Below are 20,024 nucleotides of genomic sequence, written 5' to 3'. Positions count from 1 at the left end.
TCAATCAAGGATAGAGATATGAGTATATTGCCGTTAACACCTCCGCAGAGAGGGTTTGAATCAGCAGAACTCGAGCAACGTACTGTCGAGTTGCAACAACGTCTTCGCGCGCAAAACATCGATGCTGCGTTTTTCACGACCGAGCCTGAATTTCGCTATTTCAGTGGCTTTAAATCGCAGTTCTGGGAAAGCCCAACGCGTCCGTGGTTTTTGGTGGTGCCAGCGGTTGGTAAGCCCATAGCGGTAGTACCAGAGATCGGTGTGGCTGGTTTCGACGATACATGGATTGAAGATGTGCGCAGTTGGCCGTCGCCAAGGCCAGAAGATGACGGTATCTCTTTGTTAGCTTCTACGCTATCTGAAGTCTCCAAAGGTTCTCGCAGAATCGGTTCGATGATTGGTCCTGAAACACATTTGCGTATGCCAGCCACTAACTATGCATTGTTACAGCAGAAGCTGATCCAACACAGTGTGGTTGATGTGTCATTGATGGTTCGAGATTTGCGCAGTGTTAAATCTCAAGCGGAGATCGATAAAGTACGCTTCGCTTGCCAAGTCACGGCGGCGGGCTTTGAGTATCTTCGTCATCATCTCGCGATAGGGATGACAGAACGACAGGCGTGTAAAGCCATGCATTTGGAGATGCTGCGTTTGGGTGCCGATGCGTGTCCTTACTTGATTTCGGCATCCGGCCAAGGTGGCTATGACAACATCATCATGGGGCCAACCGATCGTGTGCTCTCTGAAGGAGATGTGTTGATCATCGATACGGGCGCTAACTTTGATGGCTACTTCAGTGACTTTGATCGGAACTATGCGTTTGGGCATGCGCAGCCAGATACGATAGCGGCTTATGACGCCGTTTATCAATCGACAGAAGCGGGGCTCGTGATGGCAGAGCCGGGACGAACAACCGGAGACGTGTGGCAAGCCATGTGGTCGGTGCTCGAAAAGAACGGCGCGCTTGGCAACGATGTGGGTCGTATGGGGCATGGATTAGGCATGCAGCTAACAGAGTGGCCATCACATGTACCAAATGGTGACGTGATATTAAAACCCGGCATGGTGCTAACGTTAGAGCCCGGTATGGCGTTTGCGAAAAACCGCATGATGGTACACGAGGAAAACATCGTCATCACCGAATCTGGCTGCGAAATGCTGCATCAAAGATCTTGGCAGTCGATGCCGATTATTGGCTAATTGCGCTTAGAATCTAGTCATAATGTTGAATCCTGGTAGAGGAGGGCGTTCAAGCACTTTGTTGGACGCTCGGTTTTCTTTTTCACTTCGCTATACCTCTTCATCTTTTACACTTAAATACCTCCAATTTCCGAATTCCTCTTTGTTTCAAGAATCTCTCTTTTTGTTCAAATATTGTCCTTGTTGAGCAAAAACATTTGACCAATAACTATCACACCTCAAATCTTTAATTGTTTTCGTTAGTGCTCTAAATGATATTTAATTTATTGTTTTATAATGGTTTTTGTTGCTTTGAATGCTGTATTGTTACGAGTTTGTTTTAAATAATCATTTGAACCCTAACTAAATTTCTGTCATTTTATATTTAACTGAACGTTCAATATAAAATAAAAGGACTAAGAAATGCCGAAGGTTGGGATGCCTGATATACGTAAACCACAGCTTGTTCAAGCCACCATGACGGTGATTGATCGAGTGGGTTTGCATGCCGCGAGTATTGCGTTGATCAGCAAAGAAGCGGGAGTCTCCACTGGCATTATTAATCACTATTTTGGTGGAAAGCATGGGCTGCTCGAAGAGACCATGCGTGAAATCCTTCGCCAACTTTCCAATACCATCACCACGTCACTAAAAGCACTTCCTGTTGATGCTCACCAACAGAGAATTAACGCGATCATCGATGGTAACTTCGAAGGTTACCAAGCAGAAAATAAGGTCGCGAAGGCGTGGTTGGCATTTTGGTCATATTCAATGCATGACGAGCAGCTGAAAAGACTGCAACGTGTGAATGAAAAACGTTTGATTTCACACTTACGTCTTGAGTTGAAAGGTATTTTGAATCATGAACAAGCGGATCTCGTTGCTCACGGGATTGCGTCTCTGATTGATGGTTTGTGGCTGAGAGGCACACTAAACCCAGATGGTATCGATGCTCAAAAGGCGCGAGCCATCATCAATGATTATCTAGATAAACAACTTACGTTCTACTCGTGTCACAGCCAATAGATCGCAGTGGTAGCGTTAGACCTTGAGCTAGACCTAGAGCAAGAGCTAGAACGACCACTATTCGCCCCCAATACTCACATATAGACCAGTAGAGTCTAATAACAATAATTAAGTCAGAATCTCAAATGGAAATGAACTCGTTATACATCGATGGCGCAGCGGTTAAAGCAACCTCTGGTGAAACCTTTGATAGCATTAACCCTGCAAACGGTGAACCTATCGCGACGTTAGGCCAAGCATCTTCAGCGGATGTCGACAGTGCTATTGAATCTGCGAAGCGCGGATTTGCGGTATGGTCAGCAATGACCGCTGTGGAACGCAGCCGTATTCTTTTGAAGGCAGTGGAAATACTTAGAGCTCGAAATAATGACCTTGCAAACCTTGAGGTTGTTGATACGGGCAAGCCGCTGCAAGAAGCGATTGAAGTAGATGTGGCGTCTGGCGCTGATGTTATTGAATACTTTGCTGGTTTGGCTCCAACGCTACAAGGTGACCAACAGCCGCTGAGCGAATCTCAATTTTTCTACACTCGCCGCGAACCGCTAGGCATCTGTGCGGGCATTGGTGCGTGGAACTACCCCATTCAAATCGCGATGTGGAAATCGGCTCCGGCATTGGCTGCGGGTAACGCGATGATTTTCAAACCTTCAGAAGAAACGCCGCTAACGGCGCTCAAGCTTGCTGAGATCTTTACCGAAGCTGGTCTTCCTGATGGTGTGTTCAACGTGGTTCAGGGCGATTACCGTGTTGGTCAGATGCTAACGGCGCACCCAGACATCGCGAAAGTGTCGTTCACGGGCGAAACCGGTACCGGTAAAGCGGTAATGTCGGATAGCGCTAAGACGCTGAAATCAGTCACCATGGAACTTGGCGGCAAGTCACCGATGATCGTGTTTGATGATGCGAAATTGGATGATGCAGTTTCCGCTTCGATGGTTGCTAACTTCTACACCCAAGGCGAAGTGTGTACTAACGGTACCCGTGTTTATGTACACGAAAACATCTACAACGCATTCATCGACCAACTTAAAACACGCACTGAGAAGCTGATCATTGGTGATCCAATGGACATGGATACTCAGATCGGCGCGTTGATTTCTAAAGAACACCTTTCAAAAGTCCTTGAAGCAATTGAGCTAGCTAAGCAGTCGGGCGCAACTCTGCTGACGGGCGGCTATCAAGTGACAGACAACGGCTTAGCGAACGGCAACTTTGTTATCCCAACCGTGTTTGTGGATTGCGAAGACAACATGCCTCACGTTCAACAAGAGATCTTCGGCCCTGTGATGTCAGTGTTGAAGTTTACGGACGAAGACGACGTGATTCGCCGCGCTAACGACACCAAATATGGCCTTGCGGCAGGTGTGTTCACGCAAAACCTTTCTCGTGCGCACCGTGTTATTCACCAAATGCAGGCAGGTATTTGTTGGGTGAACACGTGGGGCGACTCACCAGCAGAAATGCCAGTTGGTGGTTACAAGCTTTCGGGTGTTGGCCGTGAAAATGGACCAGAGACTCTACTTCACTATACGCAGACTAAGAGCATTCTTATTGAACTTGGCGACTACGCCAGCCCTTATGCCTAACGCGTAACACTCAATTTTATGGGCTAGTTTAACAGAGCTAGCCCCACTGACTTACCTCAGGGAAATCAAAACATGGAACAACGCTACGATTATATTATCGTCGGCGCGGGTTCGGCCGGCTGTGTGTTAGCGGATAGGCTAACGGAAAGCGGTGAACATAGCGTTTTATTACTGGAAGCTGGTGGTACGGACAAGAGTATTTTTATCCAAATGCCAACCGCGCTTTCTTACCCAATGAATACTGAAAAGTACGCTTGGCAATTTGAAACAGAGAAAGAACCGGGCCTTGATGGACGTGAACTGCACTGCCCACGTGGCAAAGTGTTAGGCGGCAGCTCATCGATCAACGGTATGGTTTATGTTCGTGGCCACGCGTGTGATTTTGACCAATGGGAAGAAGAGGGCGCTGCGGGTTGGAACTACCAAGCATGTCTGCCTTATTTCCGCCGTGCTGAATCATGGAACAAAGGCGGTGATGAATACCGTGGAGACAATGGCCCTGTCGGCACTTGTAATGGTAACGATATGGAGCTTAACCCACTTTACCAAGCGTTTATCGATGCGGGTAAAGACGCCGGTTACCCAGAAACCAACGACTACAACGGCTACCAGCAAGAAGGCTTTGGCACTATGCATATGACGGTAGACAAGGGTGTTAGAGCCTCAACCTCTAACGCTTATCTACGTCGAGCATTGAAGCGTTCAAACCTGACCTTGAAGAAAGGTATCGTGGCGCGTCGTTTCTTACTTGAAGCACAAGACGCACAAGACACAAAAGGCCAATCAGGCCTGAAAGCCGTCGGTGTCGAGTTTGAAAAGTCAGGCAATACTCAAGTGGCTGTGGCGAACAAAGAAGTGATCTCTTCTGCGGGTTCTATCGGTTCTGTTCAACTGCTGCAGCTTTCTGGTATCGGCCCGAAAGCCGTGCTTGAAAAGGCAGGCGTTGAGCTTAAACACGAACTGAGCGGTGTCGGTGAAAACCTTCAAGATCACCTAGAAGTGTACTTCCAATATCACTGCAACGAACCCATCACACTCAACAGCAAGCTTGGCTTGGTCAGCAAGGGCATGATTGGCGCGGAATGGATTCTGACTCGCAAAGGTCTTGGTGCCACTAACCACTTTGAATCGTGCGCGTTCATTCGTTCTCGCAAAGGATTGAAGTGGCCAAACATTCAATATCACTTCCTGCCAGCAGCGATGCGTTACGACGGGCAAGCGGCCTTTGATGGTCACGGCTTCCAAGTACACGTTGGGCCTAACAAGCCAGAGAGTCGCGGTACGGTTGCGATCACTTCCGCTGATCCGCATGCCAAGCCAGAGATCATTTTCAACTACATCTCGACTGAACAAGATCGCCAAGATTGGCGCGATTGTATTCGCCTGACGCGTGAGATTTTGTCTCAACCTGCGATGGATGTGTACCGAGGCAAAGAGATTCAGCCGGGTCTAAACATTACTTCTGATGAAGCGATTGATGAATGGGTTAAGCAGAACGTTGAAAGTGCATATCACCCTTCTTGTGGCTGCAAAATGGGTTCAGATGATGATCCAATGGCAGTGCTTGATAAAGAGTGTCGCGTTCGCGGTGTCGATAATTTACGTGTTGTCGACTCATCGGTTTTCCCAATCATTCCAAACGGTAATTTGAACGCCCCGACCATTATGGTTGCCGAGCGTGCTTCCGATTTGATTTTGGGTAAGCCAATGCTCAAAGCGCAGGACGTTCCAGTGTGGATTGCACCTGAGTGGCAAGACAAGCAAAGAATAAATAAACCAGTAAGAGAAGCGTAAGCCTCTGTTATTAGTTCAAAAATAGAAAATATTTCAAAAATAGAAAAAGCAAAAAGTAACAACAAAAATTAGTCAAAAGTCAAAAGTCAAAAGTCAAAAGTCAGAAGAACTGCTCCCTATCGGTGTTGATATCGAGCAGAAAAAGGAAAGATAAAAAGGAACCATTATGACGACTCTAAATATTCAGAACATGACCACGAAAACGTTAACAGCACTAGCCATTAGTTCATTTGCATTTGGTGCTAACGCTTCTATTGAACCACAGCAATGTGAAAACGTTCGCTTCGCTGATGTAGGCTGGACTGACATTACCGCAACAACCGCCGTTACTTCTGAACTATTAAAAGGCCTTGGTTACAAAACCAAAACCGACCTACTTTCAGTACCGGTGACTTACTCTTCAATGGCGAACGGCGATATTGATGTATTCCTAGGTAACTGGATGCCAACCATGGAAGGCGATATTGCTAAGTACCGTGAAGCGGGCACGGTTGAAACCGTTCGTGCCAACCTTGAAGGCGCAAAATACACACTAGCTGTACCAAAATATGTGTACGACTCTGGCGTAAAAAGCTTCGCAGACCTAGCAAAACATGCCGACAAATTTAAAGACCGCATCTACGGCATCGAGCCGGGTAACGACGGTAACCGCTTAATCCAATCAATGATTGATTCTGACGCGTTTGGCTTGAAAGATTTCAGCCTAGTGGAATCAAGTGAAGCGGGCATGGTGTCTCAAGTATCACGTGCAGCACGTCGTAGCCAATGGATTGTTTACCTTGGTTGGGCTCCGCACCCAATGAACAGCAATGTTGAAATGGAATACCTATCAGGTGGTGACGACTTCTTTGGCCCTAACTACGGCGGCGCGAATGTTTACACCAACGTTCGTTTAAACTACCTGTCTGAGTGTGCAAACGTCGGTCAACTTCTACAAAACCTAGAATTCACTCTTGAGATGGAAAACCAGTTGATGGAAGAGATTCTTAACCAAAAAGTGAAGCCAGAAAAAGCAGCTCAACAATGGTTGAACAAGAACCCTCAACAAGTGGAAGCTTGGTTAGACAATGTAAAAACGCATAAAGGTGAATCAGCGACTCAAGCCGTCACTGAATACCTAAAGCAAGTTAAAGCTTAGTTCGACCTATCTCAACAGCTACATAAATAATAAAGGTGGGCTTGCCAATTTATCGATTGGTTTGAAGTAGCCCACCCATAATAAAAGGCAATATTGTGAATTTTATTACGGAAAACAAAATCCCTGTCGGACAATGGATGGAAGCGGGTGTTGATTGGCTAACAATCAATGCAGCAGGCTTTTTTGATGCTATTTCGATTTTTCTAGAAACCGTCATTATGTTTTTAGTCGATGTATTTAAGTGGATGCCGCCTGCACTGCCAATCGTGATGACTGCTGCGATTGCATGGTACTTACACCGTAAACCTTCGCTGGTGATCTTTGTGGTCGCAGCACTGCTGACTATTCTTAACCTCGGCTACTGGCAAGAAATGCTGGAAACCTTTGTTCTCGTCTTTGCGGCGACAACGATTTCCGTATTAATTGGCGTACCGGTTGGCATCATGGCTGCTCACCGTCCTTGGCTCTATACAGTTTTGCGTCCAATCCTTGATTTGATGCAGACAGTCCCAACTTTCGTTTATCTGATTCCAACTTTGGTTCTATTCGGCTTGGGTATTGTTCCTGGCTTAATCTCTACCATTATTTTCGCGATAGCTGCACCGATTCGTTTAACCTACTTAGGCGTCACTAAAGTGCCTGAAGAGTTGATTGAAGCGGGTAAAGCGTTTGGTGCCAGCCGCATGAAATTGCTGATGAAGGTCGAATTACCGGCGGCTCTACCAAGCATCATGGCGGGTGTAACCCAATGCATTATGTTGTCGCTTTCGATGGTGGTTATCGCCGCTCTTGTCGGTGCTGACGGACTTGGTAAACCTGTTGTTCGTGCATTGAACACAGTGAACATCTCACAAGGTTTTGAAGCTGGATTAGCGATTGTATTAGTCGCAATCATCCTTGACCGCTTGTGCAAAACACCAAACCAGAAGGAAGCTTAATCATGTCTAACTCTCAGGAAAAAAAGACAATGGACGCGATTACCATTAAGAATCTCGATGTTGTGTTTGGTAATAAATCGAAACAAGCGCTTGAGCTACTCGACCAAGGTAAAACTCGCCAAGAGATCATTGATGAAACTGGTCAAGTTGTCGGCGTAGATAATGTGTCGCTGACGGTTGAAGAAGGCGAGATCTGTGTGTTGATGGGGTTGTCTGGTTCTGGTAAATCATCTTTGCTTCGCGCAGTTAACGGCCTGAATGAGATCAGCCGTGGCTCATTGGCGATCAAAGATGGAGACAAGCAGGTTGATTTAGGTGAACAGTGCGACGAAGCGACCTTGCGTCATCTTCGTACTCACCGCGTTTCTATGGTGTTCCAAAAATTTGCCCTAATGCCTTGGTTAAACGTGTTAGATAACGTGGCGTTTGGTCTAGAAATGCAAGGCGTAGCCAAAGATGTTCGTCGTGCTAAAGCGCGTGAACAACTTGAAATGGTGGGTTTGGCAGAGTGGGAAACCAAGTATCCGCATGAGCTTTCTGGCGGTATGCAGCAACGTGTTGGTCTAGCGCGTGCCTTTGCGATGGATACCGACATTCTTCTTATGGATGAACCGTTTTCAGCGCTTGATCCGCTGATTCGTGCGCAGTTGCAAGATGAGCTAATTTTATTGCAAAACAAGCTTAACAAAACGATTTTGTTCGTGAGTCATGATTTAGACGAAGCGCTGAAGATTGGTAATAACATTGCGATCATGGAGTCAGGCAAACTGATTCAACACGGTAAGCCTGAAGAGATCGTACTGACGCCAAAAACCGAATACGTAAAAGACTTCGTTGCTCACACCAATCCATTGAATGTGCTTAAAGGTCGTTCTTTAATGCAGCCTCTTGATTCACTGACGCAAGAGAATGAAAGCTGGAAGATCTGCGATTCTAAAGATCTCTGGATTGAACAGAATGAAGGTGCTTTATCGGTGAAAGGTGAATCTACCTTGGCGCTTGTTGAGTGGAGCGAGTCTGACGACCTAACCGCGATTAACGCGTCTAGTGTGGTAGTGACAAGCCCGGAGATTGGTATGCGTGATGCGATTAAGCTTAAGCAGATCAGTAACCACCCAATTCTGTTGGTTGAAAATAATCAATTGGTAGGGATTTTGGATAACAGCGAGTTTTACAACGCGCTAACGGGTAACTTTCAGATGAATACCGCTGCGTAAAATTTCGTTTTTCAGCTTAGCTATTGAGGCTGGTTTTTTATTGGGTGGAGAGGATTAAATCTCTCTACCTCTATGATTATTAAAATATATTATTCTTTGAGTTTGTATTCTCTGGTTCATTATTTTTGTCTTCATTGAAGCTTTCATTCCCCCTTCATTAAGCAAAAGTGCCGTACCACGCAAGTTTAGTGGTATAGAAAAGATTGAGAATAGTATGAACATCAGTACAATGCGGAAAAATCAATGAAGTAATTTATCAATTTACAGTGTAATTCGAGCGCGCGTGACGTAATCACTCGAGACATTTCATCGCTTCGACGCTGTAAAACCATTCACAGTATATTAGTACAAAGGTCTGCATCTTGGACAAACATGACGAAATCCTGGTCGCTATTCGCCAAATTATTCGCGCTATCGATTTACACTCGAAGAAGCTGAGTAAAGAGTATGGTTTGACTGGCCCTCAATTAATCTTAATGAGAGCAATCCAAGAAATGGGTAATGTGACGATCAAAGAATTGTCTAATCAGACCAATGTAAGCCAAGCAACGACGACGACGATCATCGACCGTCTTGAGTTAAATGGCTATGTACAACGAGTACGCAGTTCATCGGACCGCCGCAAAGTACACGCGAACCTGACTGAAAAAGGTCAAGAGTTGCTAAACAATGCGCCACCGCCGCTGCAAGATAACTTCGTGAAAAAATTCCAAAACCTAGAGACGTGGGAGCAAAGCTTACTGCTTTCTTCGATGCAGCGTGTATCAGCAATGATGAACGCAGAAGACATCGACGCTGCTCCAGTGCTTCAGCTTGAAGGCATTGCAAACGTAGCCAAAAGCTAACGTTAGTTTTAAATTATCTATTTAAAACAAAAACTTAAAGAGTTATCAAATGGTCGCATTAAGCGGCCATTTTTGATCTCACCATGTGAGATTTCTCGTTATACTGCCTGCTCGTTACGCTCTTCTATTTTAAATCTCCCTGGGTTTTAACCCTACGTTGTAATCACCCTATTTATTTGTATTCAAAAATGCACTGACGATTCTCTGACAATAAAGATGTAGACCGACCGGTCTGATTTGTATTATTGTGTGCTCATCTTAACCACGAGGTGATGTATGAAATACGAATTGACGCCAACACAAATGACCATGACGTTGAACAACATGCAGGGAGCTTTTGCACAGAACCCGATGCCAGCGGTATCGGTGAGAATTGAGCAGTTGCTTGCACTTAAATCTGCGCTTATCGACTACACAGATCGTTTGTGTTCAGCCGTGAGTGAGGACTATGGTCACCGCAGTCGACAAGACACTTTGATGGCCGACATATTGCCTTGCATCGGAAATATTGATCACAGCATTGAGTGTTTACCTCATTGGTCGACTTCTTCGATTCGTCATTCCGGCCCTTTGCTTTCAACCTCTCGTGTTGAAGTGGTTTATCAACCCAAAGGCGTTGTCGGGATCATTGCTCCGTGGAACTTCCCGATCATGTTATCCGTCGGCCCGCTTATTTCGGCGTTGGCTGCGGGCAATCGCGCCATGATCAAGATGAGTGAATTTACCCCAGCGACGAACCAAGTATTAAGAGCGCTATTGGCGGAAGTCTTCCAATCCGATGAGGTGTGCTTGGTTGAAGGTGAGGTAGAAATCGCAGCCGCATTTTCGGCGTTGCCGTTTGATCATCTTTTGTTTACGGGGTCAACCCAAGTAGGTCGCCAAGTGATGAGGTCAGCGGCTGACACGCTAACTCCAGTCACGCTAGAGCTAGGCGGTAAGTCACCGGTTATCGTTGCAGAAGACATGCCAATTGATATCGCGGTTGAGCGAATCATTTATGGTAAGAGCCTCAATAACGGGCAGGTGTGTGTGGCTCCTGACTATGTATTGCTACCTGAAGGGAAAGTTGAATCTTTCATTCAAGAGTATAAAAAACAGTACCAATTGCTGTTCGATGAAGGGGTGTATTCCGAGAGTTTGACGTCCCTAATCAATCCTCGTCAATGCGATCGTATTGTCGGCTTGTTGAATGAAGAGCAACAAGCAGGAACGCGAACCGTCGCTTGCCATGACGAAGCGATGGACTTAGATTGCCAACGACTGGTGACGCACCTAATTGTTGAACCAAGCCTGTCATCCAAGGTGATGAACGAAGAGATTTTCGGCCCACTATTACCCTTGATTACGTATCGCAATATCGAAGAGGCGTTCCAAGTCATCAATAGCAAACCAAGGCCGTTAGCGCTCTATCTAATGAGCTTTGATTTGAGCTTACAAGCTCAGGTTAAACACCAAGTTCATTCCGGCGGAATGTGTATCAATGACTGTGTTTTCCATTTAGCGGTTGATGACGCGCCGTTTGGTGGCATTGGTGAATCTGGTCAGGGCAACTATCACGGCAAAGAAGGTTTCCTTACTTTCTCCCATGCCAAAACCGTCTTGGAAACAGGCTTAGATCATCGAGTTAAGCATCTGTTTTCAAAAGAAGACAACGAATTAAAGACCGCAGTGATGAGCATGCTTGGCAAGTAAATCATTTCTGTCATTACTCAATTTATCTACAAGAAGTTATTTATAAGAAATTATTTTTACGACGTTATTTTAAGAGGTTATTTTTATGTTAGAACGATTTTTTGAACGAACGATGAAAGCGTATTTGATGGTTACAGGATTCTTAACCGCAACCGCTTTCTCTACTTTCCTTGCGCCTGATTGGAGTATGCAAACGCTGTTCTCGTACAACGATACGATGATGGTGAACAAAGAGTATCTTATGGGTACCTATCAACACTGGGGAGTCATGGTTGGCTGTATTGGTGTGTTGTTGATGTTCTCGGCGAAGTACAAATCGCTGCGTACTTCGACCATGATTTACAGTGCATTTGAGAAGTCGATGTTTGTGGGCATATTCTTATACAACGTGTGTATCAACGATTATGAGTGGTTTTATGGTTGGAGCGGTGTATTTGCGCTCGATGGATTTGTGACTGTCTACTCTTTAGTTTACCTGTATTACTACCTCACTAGAGACAAAAGCAAGGTGCCAGCTCATCTTCGTTAATAGTTAATGAGTTGCTCATGGTGAATCAATGACACTTATTCAATGATCACTCACTAGCTTACTTATCACTACAGCCCGCATTTGCGGGCTTTTTTCGTTTTGGGGCAATGATCCATAAAGATCTTAATTGACATATCTTTGACATTAACACTCTAGACCGACCGGTTTGTATTGGTTATTGTTTAGTCATCAACTAGAAATGAGGTAAATATCATGACAACCAATAATTTTAACTTTCAACTTAAAACCATTGTTCATGCTCAAGAGAATGGCATTGAAAATATCCCTTCTCTTTTTGGTCGCTTAGGTGCGCAAAGAGTCGTGCTCTTTTCTGATAAAGGCTTGGAGTCTCTTGGTTTTGTTGAGCAGTTCTCGGCGTTGTTTGTAAACGAAAAGGTGAACCAGCCAGGTAATGAACAAGCGGTTCAGCTTGTTGGTGTGTACACCGATATCGCGCCAGACGCGACTTGCGACAACATCAACGCAGCAATTGAGTTTGCAAACAGCGTCAATGCTGATGCGATCTTGTCTGTTGGCGGCGGCAGCGTAATTGATGCTTCTAAAGGTGTGAAATACGCATTTCATAAGAAGATAGATGACATTCGCACCGTGATTGCGGGTGGCGGTCATATGGATGTGTGGCCAAACAATGAAGATATTCGAGTGCCCCACATTGCGGTTCCGACAACGGCTGGTACGGGCGCAGAAGCCTCTCCGATTGCTGTTTTTTACAATGAACATGAAAACATCAAAGCAAGTCTAGTCGCGTCTGGATTGGAAGCCGATATCGCGATCCTTGATCCAACGGTGACCACTAAGCTGCCTGCTCACCTTACTCGTTCTACAGCCATGGATGCGTTAACACACGCTGTTGAAGCGATTGTGTCACCGATGAGTAATGCATTCACTGACGCTTACGGCATTCAGGCAGCAAAACTGATTATTGAAAACTTACCCTTGGCATTGAAAGAGCCAGAAAACCTAACCGCACGTGGCAATCTTCTTCAAGCAAGCACCATGGCGATCTCTGCATTTTATTCGTCTTTGGGCGGTATTCCGATTCACAACTGTGCTCATGCCTTTGGTGCGATTAGCCACATTCCACATGGCGATGCCAACACGGTGCTGATGCCGGTTGTGATTGAAGCGCTGCCTGAATTCTATATGCCGAATGCGGCGAAGTTAGCTCAAGCTTTCTCTGTCGATACTACCGGAACCGACGAGATGATTTACCAACGAGTGTTGGATTTCTTAAACAACTTCCAAACCAGTGTCGGTGCGATGAAGCGTTTCAGCAGCTGGGACTTTGATGAGCAAGAGAAGAGCAACATTGCAGAAGCGATTGAAAAAGACATCTGTTTTCAGTTCTACCCAATCTCGAAACAGACGATTGAAACCATCATAGAGAAAGCGATTTAAGTCTCTGTCTTAATCGACTGAATGTTATGACCATTTAATTCAGTCGATGATTCACTCCCTGATTCACTCAACAATCATTACTCGAGAGCCAATTATGAAAATTGAAAACGTATTGCTATCAAGCTTGTGCATCATCGCGCCATTCCTACTTTTCACCTAATTCATTCAACAGGGACGTCGTGACCTTTATTCCCGAGGAGGAAATAAATGCTCAATAAACGTTTAACTACCGTGATTTTGGCGGGTGTTTTGGTTGTTCTGTTTTTTGCCAAGGCAAGCTTTGGAAGCGAGAGCTTTGAGAATGAAGCCACCATGGATCAATCGCAGCAGCATCAAGACGTCGTGCAACTGTTGGATGAAGCTTACCAAGGGCAATTGGAAGCCCAGCTCTCTGTCGCTTACTTATATCTGAGCGGAGATGGCGTAGAACAGAATGATGAAAAAGCCGCGGAGTGGTTTGTCACCGCAGCCAATAACGGTAGCCCTGAAGCTCAAACACAGCTTGGGTTGATGTATATCTCTGGAAGTGGCGTTCAAGCCAGCCAAGCGGAAGCTGTCACCTGGATTGGCATGGCAGCAGCTCAAGAGTATGACCCTGCGCTCGACTTATTACATTGGATGTCGCAAGCCGCGCATTAATTCAAATCCTAACTCGGGTTAATCACAGAAAGGTTAATCACAGAAAAAGTTACTAACAGAAAAGTTAATTACTGAAACAAGTTAATCACAGAAATTGGAGAACGTCTTATGCAGACATTCAAGAAATCTTTAGTCTTCACTGCAATGGCTGCGGCAAGCAGTGCTGCTCTTGCGGCTGAATCAGAAAAACCGAATATTGTTGTCATTGTTGGCGATGATGTGGGCTTTGCCGATACTCAGCCTTATGGCTCAGAAGCCAATACACCAAACCTAATGGCGCTGGCTGAAGAGGGGGTTAAGTTTACTAACTTTCACGCGTCACCAACCTCATCGGTAACGCGCTCTATGATGTTAACCGGAGCAAACAGTCACGAGGTTGGTCTAGGCACCTTCGACTATGCCGTCTATCCGGGCGCGATTGGTAAGCCGGGTTATGAAGGTTACCTCACCAAGAAAGGGGTTACGGTCGCAACGCTGCTTAAAGAGAGTGGCTATAACACTTACCTCTCTGGTAAATGGCACTTGGGGCACGAGGATGGCTTCTTACCTGACGATCGAGGTTTTGAAGAGAGTTACGGTATATTAGCGGGCGGCTCTAATCACTTTAATCGAGATATGATGTTCCCGGCCAAAAATGCCGCGACAGCGGATGCGCTGCAAAAAGGGGATATTCCCGGTGTTGAAGTTGAGCCAACTTACCGCAACGGTGAAGTGGTTGAGGATAAGTACAAAGGCGAGTACTCAGACCAAGTTTACACCAACGAGATCATCAAGATGATCGACAGCAAGAAAGACGACGGCAAGCCTTTCTTTGCCTACGTCCCATTCACCGGTATTCATCTACCACTGCAAGCGCCTGAGTCTGCTTATCAAGATAAAGTCGATTACTACGTTGAACATGGTTGGGACTCGGTTCGAGAAGATCGTTTCCAACGCATGAAAGAGATGGGCGTGATTCCAAAAGACGCCGATATTTCAGATCGTAACGCATTAAGCCGCCCTTGGGACTCGCTCTCTGAAAAAGAACAAAAGTGGTACGGCAAGAAAATGGCTGTCGCGATGGGCATGATGGAAATGCAGGACCAACAAGTCGGTCAGATAGTCGATTACCTGAAAGAAATCGGGGAATACGATAATACTTACATCATGTACCTAGCGGATAACGGCCCAGAAGCGGCGGATATTACCGGTGAAAATATCAGTGATTTGATCCGAACATGGACTGCTCATCATTTCGATAATTCGACTGAAAATTTGGGTAAGGCGAACTCCAGTGTGTCACTTGGACCTGAGTGGGCAAGCGCTTCAACCGGTGGCCTATCTTGGTACAAAGCTTACACAGCAGAGGGTGGTATCCGTGTGCCATTTATCGTTAAGCCAGCCAAAGCACTTTTAGACGGTGAAGATGCGTTGCAACCGGGTACTCAGACAGACGACTTATCCCAAGTGAAGGACATTGCAGCCACGATTCTTGAGATTGCAGAGGTTGATCATCCAGGAACCGAATATCAAGGTCGAGAAGTGGCGCCGATGAGTGGTGTGAGCTTGTTGCCTTACTTCAAAGGGGAAACTGCAGACGTGCACAGTGCCAACAATGCGATTCCATTTGAATTGTTTGGTAGCGGAATTCTGCTTAAAGGTGATCATAAGATCATCCGAATTTCTACGGGAATGGGCGGCGACAGTGAGTGGCACTTATACAACACCAAGAAAGATCCAGCTGAGCAACATGACTTGAGAAACCAAATGCCAGATCTGTTCCTTGAAATGGTCGCTGAATATCAAGAATACGAAAAAGCGCAAAATATCGTCCCGGTTGACGAAGCGTGGAACCCGTTTGAAAACGTGAAATAGAGGAAAAACCACTCGGCCAACCTAATGCCATCAAGCTTGGTTGGCCGATGAACACCGTGTAAAGGAATTACGAATTGTTTTAGCTAATACAATAACTTTTACATCGAGGCACTCTTCATGACGACATTATCGCTATCAAATTTGAGTTCAATTCCGCAGTTCAATGGCAAAGCACACAGTAAGCTTCAAGCGCTAGCAAAACCGATTGGGGCGGTGTGTAATATCAGTTGCACCTACTGTTATTACCTAGAGAAACAGCAGCTGCTTGAATACCCAAAAGGCTCTCAATATACGATGGATGAAGTCCTGTTAGAGCGTTATATCAAGCAATATATAGAAGGGCAGAATACGCCTGAAATCATCTTTTCTTGGCATGGTGGAGAGCCTACCTTGTTGGGGCTTGAGTACTTTAAAAAGGTCGTTGAGCTGCAGAAAAAATATTGTCCTAGTTACAGCAAGATCAGCAATGACCTTCAAACCAACGGCACGTTATTGAATGATGCGTGGTGCGAGTTCTTCAAGAACAATGACTTTATCATCGGCGTCAGTATTGATGGACCAGAGCACCTACATAATCACTACCGAACTAACCGTGCAGGCAAAGGCACTTTTTCTCAAACAATGCGTGGCATTCGCTACTTGAAACAACATAACGTCGAGTTCGCGACTCTAAGCTGCGTGAATGATGTGACAGGAAAGTATCCATTAGAGGTCTATCGCTTTCTACGCGATGAAGTGGGTTCGAAGCAATTGCAGTTTATACCTGTGGTCGATAAGCGCGAAGCTCACACCAACAATAAATGGTTGAGCAACCAACAAGCGATCATTCCCGTATCAGGCGAGGTTGAACCGTGGAGTGTCGGTTCTGCGCAATGGGGACAATTCCTCACTACCATTTTTGACGAATGGTTCGAACATGATTTTGGTCGGGTGTTAGTGCCGTACTTTGAAAATTTTGTCGGTGTATGGATGGGCAGAGAAAGCACCATGTGCACGCTGAGTGAGATCTGCGGCAAAGGGTTAGCAGTTGAGCCCAATGGCGATGTGTACTCATGTGATCATTATGTCTTTCCTGAATTTCAGCTGGGTAATATTCAGGAACAAGCACTTTCAACTTTAGCCTTTTCGCCAAAGCAGCAGAGTTTTGGGTTCGCCAAACAGAAATCTCTGCCGAAACAATGCCAAACCTGTGAGTTTAAATTTGCATGCCATGGCGAGTGCCCAAAAAACCGCATCATCAAAAGCCGAGATGGTGAGGCTGGGTTAAATTATCTCTGTGAAGGATGGCTGAGCTTCTTCAAGCATGTCGACCCTATTATTAAGGGCCTACTCAAAGCTAATAATATTGCGTCTCGTCTGGGGTAATGGAGTAGGCGTGAATGGATTCAATCTAGATTTAAAGTTAGATAAAAGGCTCGCTAAATTGTGCGAGCCTTTTGGTATTTGGTTACGGGGGGATCTAGTCAGCTGATTCTTGTGCTGGTCTCATGGCAAGAATGGTTTCATCCATGGCATTGTTTAGAATCGAACGGTTACGCTGCATAGCGGCCATGAGCGTTGAGCCAAGCCATAAACCATAAAGCGTTCGAGATAGCGATTCTGGCTCTGCGATAGTGAAATTACCATCGGCATTACCTTCTTCAAACAGCTTTGCCATACGCAGGATGATCTTTTCAGCGCCTTCTGCCATGGTCGATTGCAACGGGTTAGCAGATCCAGCTACCTCTCCCGCCAGTTTTACGACTAGACATTGGATATTGAAATCTTCAGTCAGTTTCGATGCACACCAAAACTCGAAATAGGCTTTAACGCGATCACGACGAGAAAGCGACTCATCACTTAAAAAGTCATCCAGCTTAGCGAGATGCTCATCAAAGTAGTTAGTAAGAAGGATCTCACCAAAGTGTTCTTTGGATTTAAAGTAGTGGTAAAAAGAACCCTTCGTGCCTTCCGCTTGGTTGATGATTTTCATCAGGCCAACACCAGCAAACCCGTGTTCATTAATAAGGCTAAACCCTGCATCGAGCATAGCTTGTCGCATGTCTTTCATTGTTCTTACTCTTTATGCTGAGAATGAGGAATAGTGTAACCAGCAACATACCAACCGTCCAGTCTAGCGCGTTAGGACGCGGTCAATAATTGACTCGTTTCGTCAAAGTAACTTTTTCTCTTATTGGTACTTCTAAGCGACAAAACTTTTTTCAAGATAAGCACATCCTATAAATCGAAAATAACAACCTTAAAGGGCTTGTTTGGTGCCTTAAAATGGCTAAATTGGGGTGTTTTAAGTTGCTGTTTTTATTGGTTTTTAATTTAGTGTTTTCTTGAGATCGCAATGATAGTCTTAGCGTAATTTCTTTAGGGGGCTAAATGGACACCAATAACAGCACTTATCATCACCACAATTTTGCTCAGCAAGACTTATCAGAGCTTACATTTACAGCCTGTACGTTTATCCGTTGTGATTTCAGACGTTCGAACTTACGTGACGCAACGTTTATTAACTGTAAGTTTATTGAACAAGGCGATATTGAGGGATGCCACTTTGATATTGCCGACTTACGAGATGCAAGCTTTCAGAATTGCCAGTTGGCGATGGCGAATTTCAGTAACGCGAATTGCTATGGTATTGAGTTACGTGAATGCGACTTGAAAGGGGCTAACTTCACTCGTGCTAACTTTGCCAATCAGGTCAGCAATAGAATGTATTTTTGCTCGGCATACATCACGGGTTGCAACCTGTCTTACGCTAATTTTGAACAGGCTTGTTTAGAGAAGTGCGAGCTATTTGAGAACCGTTGGATAGGCACTTATCTTGGTGGGGCGTCTCTGAAAGAGTCTGATCTCAGCCGAGGTGTGTTTTCGGAAGACGTATGGGGGCAATTTAGTATGCAAGGTGCTAATTTATGCCATGCAGAATTAGAAGGGTTGGACCCAAGAAAAGTGGATACAACAGGAATCAAAATTGTTGCGTGGCAGCAAGAGCAACTGCTTGAAACCATGGGTATTGTGGTCATGCCTGATTGATAGCCGTAATTTCCAACGGCAGGCTATTTGGAATATGTAAGATTTCGCTATAGAAGAAAAGCCCAAAGCTAATAACTTTGGGCTTTTCCGTATTTGGTCGCATGCATTTTATAATGAAGTTTAGAAAAGAGAATGCTTGGCGAATATTAAGCTGATTAGTGCATACCTGAGCGCATTTTATCGGCAAGCGCAAAGAAGACAAACAGCACAAAACATACTAGAGCAATACCCAGTGAGACTAAGATTGTTGTTGCATCTTTTGACATCAATGGGATAACGATAGAGGCTAATGCTACTAGCATAACAAGGATATGAACGATTCGTCCGACGATTGGATTCTTATGACAAAATGAAGCCCATAGGTAACGCATTTTTAACACCAGTATAAAATTAGTGGTTTTATTCTATTTTCTTAATGAGTGTTTTGTAAATAAGTTTTGATTGCAGGTGACTGTAAATATGATCTAGGTCGTTCTAGTATAAAACTGATTAAATAACAGAGATTTATTTGTATTTTATAGAATTTTTCGCATCTAAATGACAACCATAGTATTCCGTATTCTTTAGAATAGTAAGTCAAATATTATTCGATTTTCACTTTCTTGACTGAATGTCTCATTTATTGAGCCTTCTATTAAGAGGCTGGTTGCTTACTCCTATTCCTCTTATAAATGTCATGCAAGCTACAAGCAGGTTTCTAACCTGTTATCCCTTTTTGTTATTTATCAAAGCGACCCCTCAAACTGAGAACGAAGTAATCTTTCGAATTTTTCTGTTTGATATACTCAACGCTTATTCTATAAAGATAGTGAAGATGAAATGTCGAAAACCGCGAAGATCATTAATGAAGATAAGCTGGTAAAAAAAGCAGTTGAGGTCGGTTTTAAGATGGCAAAACTACAAGGTTTTGATTTGCCACATTCATCTCAACCAATAAAGGTTAAAGCGGTGTATTTGTTCCTTGTTGAAGTAAATCAGATCACGCCGTTACCAGAAAGTAAGCTTGATGGGGCAAACATTAAAAAGCGTCTGGCGCTATGGATACACAAGGCATTGCCTGATAATGACCCCCTGAAGTAAACCTTTTCCAAGTGAATATTTCTGATCTCGTTTCATCTGAGTTCATTATTCACCGATATGT

Annotated in this window: 18 protein-coding genes; 16 read left to right on the top strand and 2 right to left on the bottom strand. The window is 44.8% G+C overall.

The genetic code is table 11. The features are described from left to right. Window positions 1-18: 18 nt before the first annotated feature. The 14 genes from L3V36_RS03550 to L3V36_RS03485 all read left to right on the top strand — a co-directional run bounded on the left by L3V36_RS03550 (window position 19) and on the right by L3V36_RS03485 (window position 17,221). Complete coding sequence (locus tag L3V36_RS03550; protein WP_102447290.1) at window positions 19-1,200, top strand: Xaa-Pro peptidase family protein; 1,182 nt, start codon at window positions 19-21, stop codon at window positions 1,198-1,200. A gap of 402 nt (window positions 1,201-1,602) precedes the next feature. Next, a complete protein-coding gene (gene betI / locus L3V36_RS03545; RefSeq protein WP_017078460.1) occupies window positions 1,603-2,205 on the top strand; it encodes a transcriptional regulator BetI in 603 nt (200 codons plus the stop codon). A 125-nt stretch (window positions 2,206-2,330) separates the two neighbouring features. Next, on the top strand, window positions 2,331-3,791 hold the full coding sequence (betB, locus tag L3V36_RS03540) for a betaine-aldehyde dehydrogenase (RefSeq protein ID WP_208774545.1): 1,461 nt from the start codon (window positions 2,331-2,333) through the stop codon (window positions 3,789-3,791). A gap of 72 nt (window positions 3,792-3,863) precedes the next feature. Next, window positions 3,864-5,585: a choline dehydrogenase gene (betA, locus tag L3V36_RS03535; protein WP_102447288.1), complete on the top strand. Its 1,722-nt coding sequence runs from the start codon at window positions 3,864-3,866 to the stop codon at window positions 5,583-5,585. 166 nt (window positions 5,586-5,751) lie between these two features. After that, window positions 5,752-6,723: a choline ABC transporter substrate-binding protein gene (locus L3V36_RS03530; RefSeq protein ID WP_102447287.1), complete on the top strand. Its 972-nt coding sequence runs from the start codon at window positions 5,752-5,754 to the stop codon at window positions 6,721-6,723. A gap of 95 nt (window positions 6,724-6,818) precedes the next feature. Next, on the top strand, window positions 6,819-7,661 hold the full coding sequence (gene choW / locus L3V36_RS03525) for a choline ABC transporter permease subunit (RefSeq protein ID WP_009845976.1): 843 nt from the start codon (window positions 6,819-6,821) through the stop codon (window positions 7,659-7,661). A 2-nt stretch (window positions 7,662-7,663) separates the two neighbouring features. Continuing rightward, on the top strand, window positions 7,664-8,878 hold the full coding sequence (gene choV / locus L3V36_RS03520; protein WP_017078464.1) for a choline ABC transporter ATP-binding protein: 1,215 nt from the start codon (window positions 7,664-7,666) through the stop codon (window positions 8,876-8,878). 362 nt (window positions 8,879-9,240) lie between these two features. After that, window positions 9,241-9,723 (top strand): MarR family transcriptional regulator, encoded by a 483-nt coding sequence (locus tag L3V36_RS03515; protein WP_004732429.1) that lies wholly within the window; start codon window positions 9,241-9,243, stop codon window positions 9,721-9,723. A gap of 276 nt (window positions 9,724-9,999) precedes the next feature. Then, window positions 10,000-11,415, top strand: a complete 1,416-nt coding sequence (locus L3V36_RS03510) for a coniferyl aldehyde dehydrogenase (protein WP_017088814.1) — start codon at window positions 10,000-10,002, stop codon at window positions 11,413-11,415. 85 nt (window positions 11,416-11,500) lie between these two features. Continuing rightward, entirely contained in the window at window positions 11,501-11,944 is a 444-nt protein-coding gene (locus tag L3V36_RS03505; protein WP_004732424.1) for a hypothetical protein, read from the top strand. A 213-nt stretch (window positions 11,945-12,157) separates the two neighbouring features. Beyond that, window positions 12,158-13,363 (top strand): iron-containing alcohol dehydrogenase, encoded by a 1,206-nt coding sequence (locus L3V36_RS03500; RefSeq protein ID WP_102447286.1) that lies wholly within the window; start codon window positions 12,158-12,160, stop codon window positions 13,361-13,363. A 207-nt stretch (window positions 13,364-13,570) separates the two neighbouring features. Further along, on the top strand, window positions 13,571-14,002 hold the full coding sequence (locus L3V36_RS03495) for a tetratricopeptide repeat protein (protein WP_065680910.1): 432 nt from the start codon (window positions 13,571-13,573) through the stop codon (window positions 14,000-14,002). 108 nt (window positions 14,003-14,110) lie between these two features. Continuing rightward, complete coding sequence (locus L3V36_RS03490) at window positions 14,111-15,856, top strand: arylsulfatase (RefSeq protein ID WP_102447285.1); 1,746 nt, start codon at window positions 14,111-14,113, stop codon at window positions 15,854-15,856. A gap of 117 nt (window positions 15,857-15,973) precedes the next feature. Further along, complete coding sequence (locus L3V36_RS03485; protein ID WP_102447284.1) at window positions 15,974-17,221, top strand: anaerobic sulfatase maturase; 1,248 nt, start codon at window positions 15,974-15,976, stop codon at window positions 17,219-17,221. Between the two features lie 94 nt (window positions 17,222-17,315). Here L3V36_RS03485 and L3V36_RS03480 read toward each other — a convergent pair whose 3' ends face one another. After that, the gene (locus tag L3V36_RS03480) at window positions 17,316-17,906 is read right to left on the bottom strand and encodes a TetR/AcrR family transcriptional regulator (protein ID WP_102447283.1); all 591 of its coding nucleotides are present in this window, start codon (window positions 17,904-17,906) and stop codon (window positions 17,316-17,318) included. Window positions 17,907-18,226: 320 nt separating this feature from the next. Between L3V36_RS03480 and L3V36_RS03475 the strand changes: the two genes are divergently transcribed. Continuing rightward, on the top strand, window positions 18,227-18,883 hold the full coding sequence (locus L3V36_RS03475) for a Qnr family pentapeptide repeat protein (RefSeq protein ID WP_102447282.1): 657 nt from the start codon (window positions 18,227-18,229) through the stop codon (window positions 18,881-18,883). A gap of 155 nt (window positions 18,884-19,038) precedes the next feature. Here L3V36_RS03475 and L3V36_RS03470 read toward each other — a convergent pair whose 3' ends face one another. Then, complete coding sequence (locus tag L3V36_RS03470; protein WP_029221911.1) at window positions 19,039-19,254, bottom strand: hypothetical protein; 216 nt, start codon at window positions 19,252-19,254, stop codon at window positions 19,039-19,041. A gap of 448 nt (window positions 19,255-19,702) precedes the next feature. Between L3V36_RS03470 and L3V36_RS03465 the strand changes: the two genes are divergently transcribed. Beyond that, window positions 19,703-19,963, top strand: coding sequence for a DUF5062 family protein (locus L3V36_RS03465; RefSeq protein WP_010431978.1), 261 nt, complete (start codon window positions 19,703-19,705; stop codon window positions 19,961-19,963). Window positions 19,964-20,024: the final 61 nt, after the last annotated feature.

This window comes from Vibrio sp. G-C-1, assembly GCF_021728015.1.
In the GTDB taxonomy this organism is placed as follows: Bacteria; Pseudomonadota; Gammaproteobacteria; order Enterobacterales; family Vibrionaceae; genus Vibrio; species Vibrio splendidus.
Note: the sequence above shows the minus strand (reverse complement) of the source record. Positions and strands in the feature narration are given on the sequence as shown.

What these genes read in the sequence shown, in the direction of transcription:
- L3V36_RS03550 (WP_102447290.1), top strand. Translation starts at nt 19, where the DNA reads ATGAGTATATTGCCGTTAACACCTCCGCAGAGAGGGTTTGAATCAGCA.
- betI (WP_017078460.1), top strand. Translation starts at nt 1,603, where the DNA reads ATGCCGAAGGTTGGGATGCCTGATATACGTAAACCACAGCTTGTTCAA.
- betB (WP_208774545.1), top strand. Translation starts at nt 2,331, where the DNA reads ATGGAAATGAACTCGTTATACATCGATGGCGCAGCGGTTAAAGCAACC.
- betA (WP_102447288.1), top strand. Translation starts at nt 3,864, where the DNA reads ATGGAACAACGCTACGATTATATTATCGTCGGCGCGGGTTCGGCCGGC.
- L3V36_RS03530 (WP_102447287.1), top strand. Translation starts at nt 5,752, where the DNA reads ATGACGACTCTAAATATTCAGAACATGACCACGAAAACGTTAACAGCA.
- choV (WP_017078464.1), top strand. Translation starts at nt 7,664, where the DNA reads ATGTCTAACTCTCAGGAAAAAAAGACAATGGACGCGATTACCATTAAG.
- L3V36_RS03510 (WP_017088814.1), top strand. Translation starts at nt 10,000, where the DNA reads ATGAAATACGAATTGACGCCAACACAAATGACCATGACGTTGAACAAC.
- L3V36_RS03505 (WP_004732424.1), top strand. Translation starts at nt 11,501, where the DNA reads ATGTTAGAACGATTTTTTGAACGAACGATGAAAGCGTATTTGATGGTT.
- L3V36_RS03500 (WP_102447286.1), top strand. Translation starts at nt 12,158, where the DNA reads ATGACAACCAATAATTTTAACTTTCAACTTAAAACCATTGTTCATGCT.
- L3V36_RS03495 (WP_065680910.1), top strand. Translation starts at nt 13,571, where the DNA reads ATGCTCAATAAACGTTTAACTACCGTGATTTTGGCGGGTGTTTTGGTT.
- L3V36_RS03490 (WP_102447285.1), top strand. Translation starts at nt 14,111, where the DNA reads ATGCAGACATTCAAGAAATCTTTAGTCTTCACTGCAATGGCTGCGGCA.
- L3V36_RS03485 (WP_102447284.1), top strand. Translation starts at nt 15,974, where the DNA reads ATGACGACATTATCGCTATCAAATTTGAGTTCAATTCCGCAGTTCAAT.
- L3V36_RS03480 (WP_102447283.1), bottom strand. Translation starts at nt 17,906, where the DNA reads ATGAAAGACATGCGACAAGCTATGCTCGATGCAGGGTTTAGCCTTATT.
- L3V36_RS03475 (WP_102447282.1), top strand. Translation starts at nt 18,227, where the DNA reads ATGGACACCAATAACAGCACTTATCATCACCACAATTTTGCTCAGCAA.
- L3V36_RS03470 (WP_029221911.1), bottom strand. Translation starts at nt 19,254, where the DNA reads ATGCGTTACCTATGGGCTTCATTTTGTCATAAGAATCCAATCGTCGGA.
- L3V36_RS03465 (WP_010431978.1), top strand. Translation starts at nt 19,703, where the DNA reads ATGTCGAAAACCGCGAAGATCATTAATGAAGATAAGCTGGTAAAAAAA.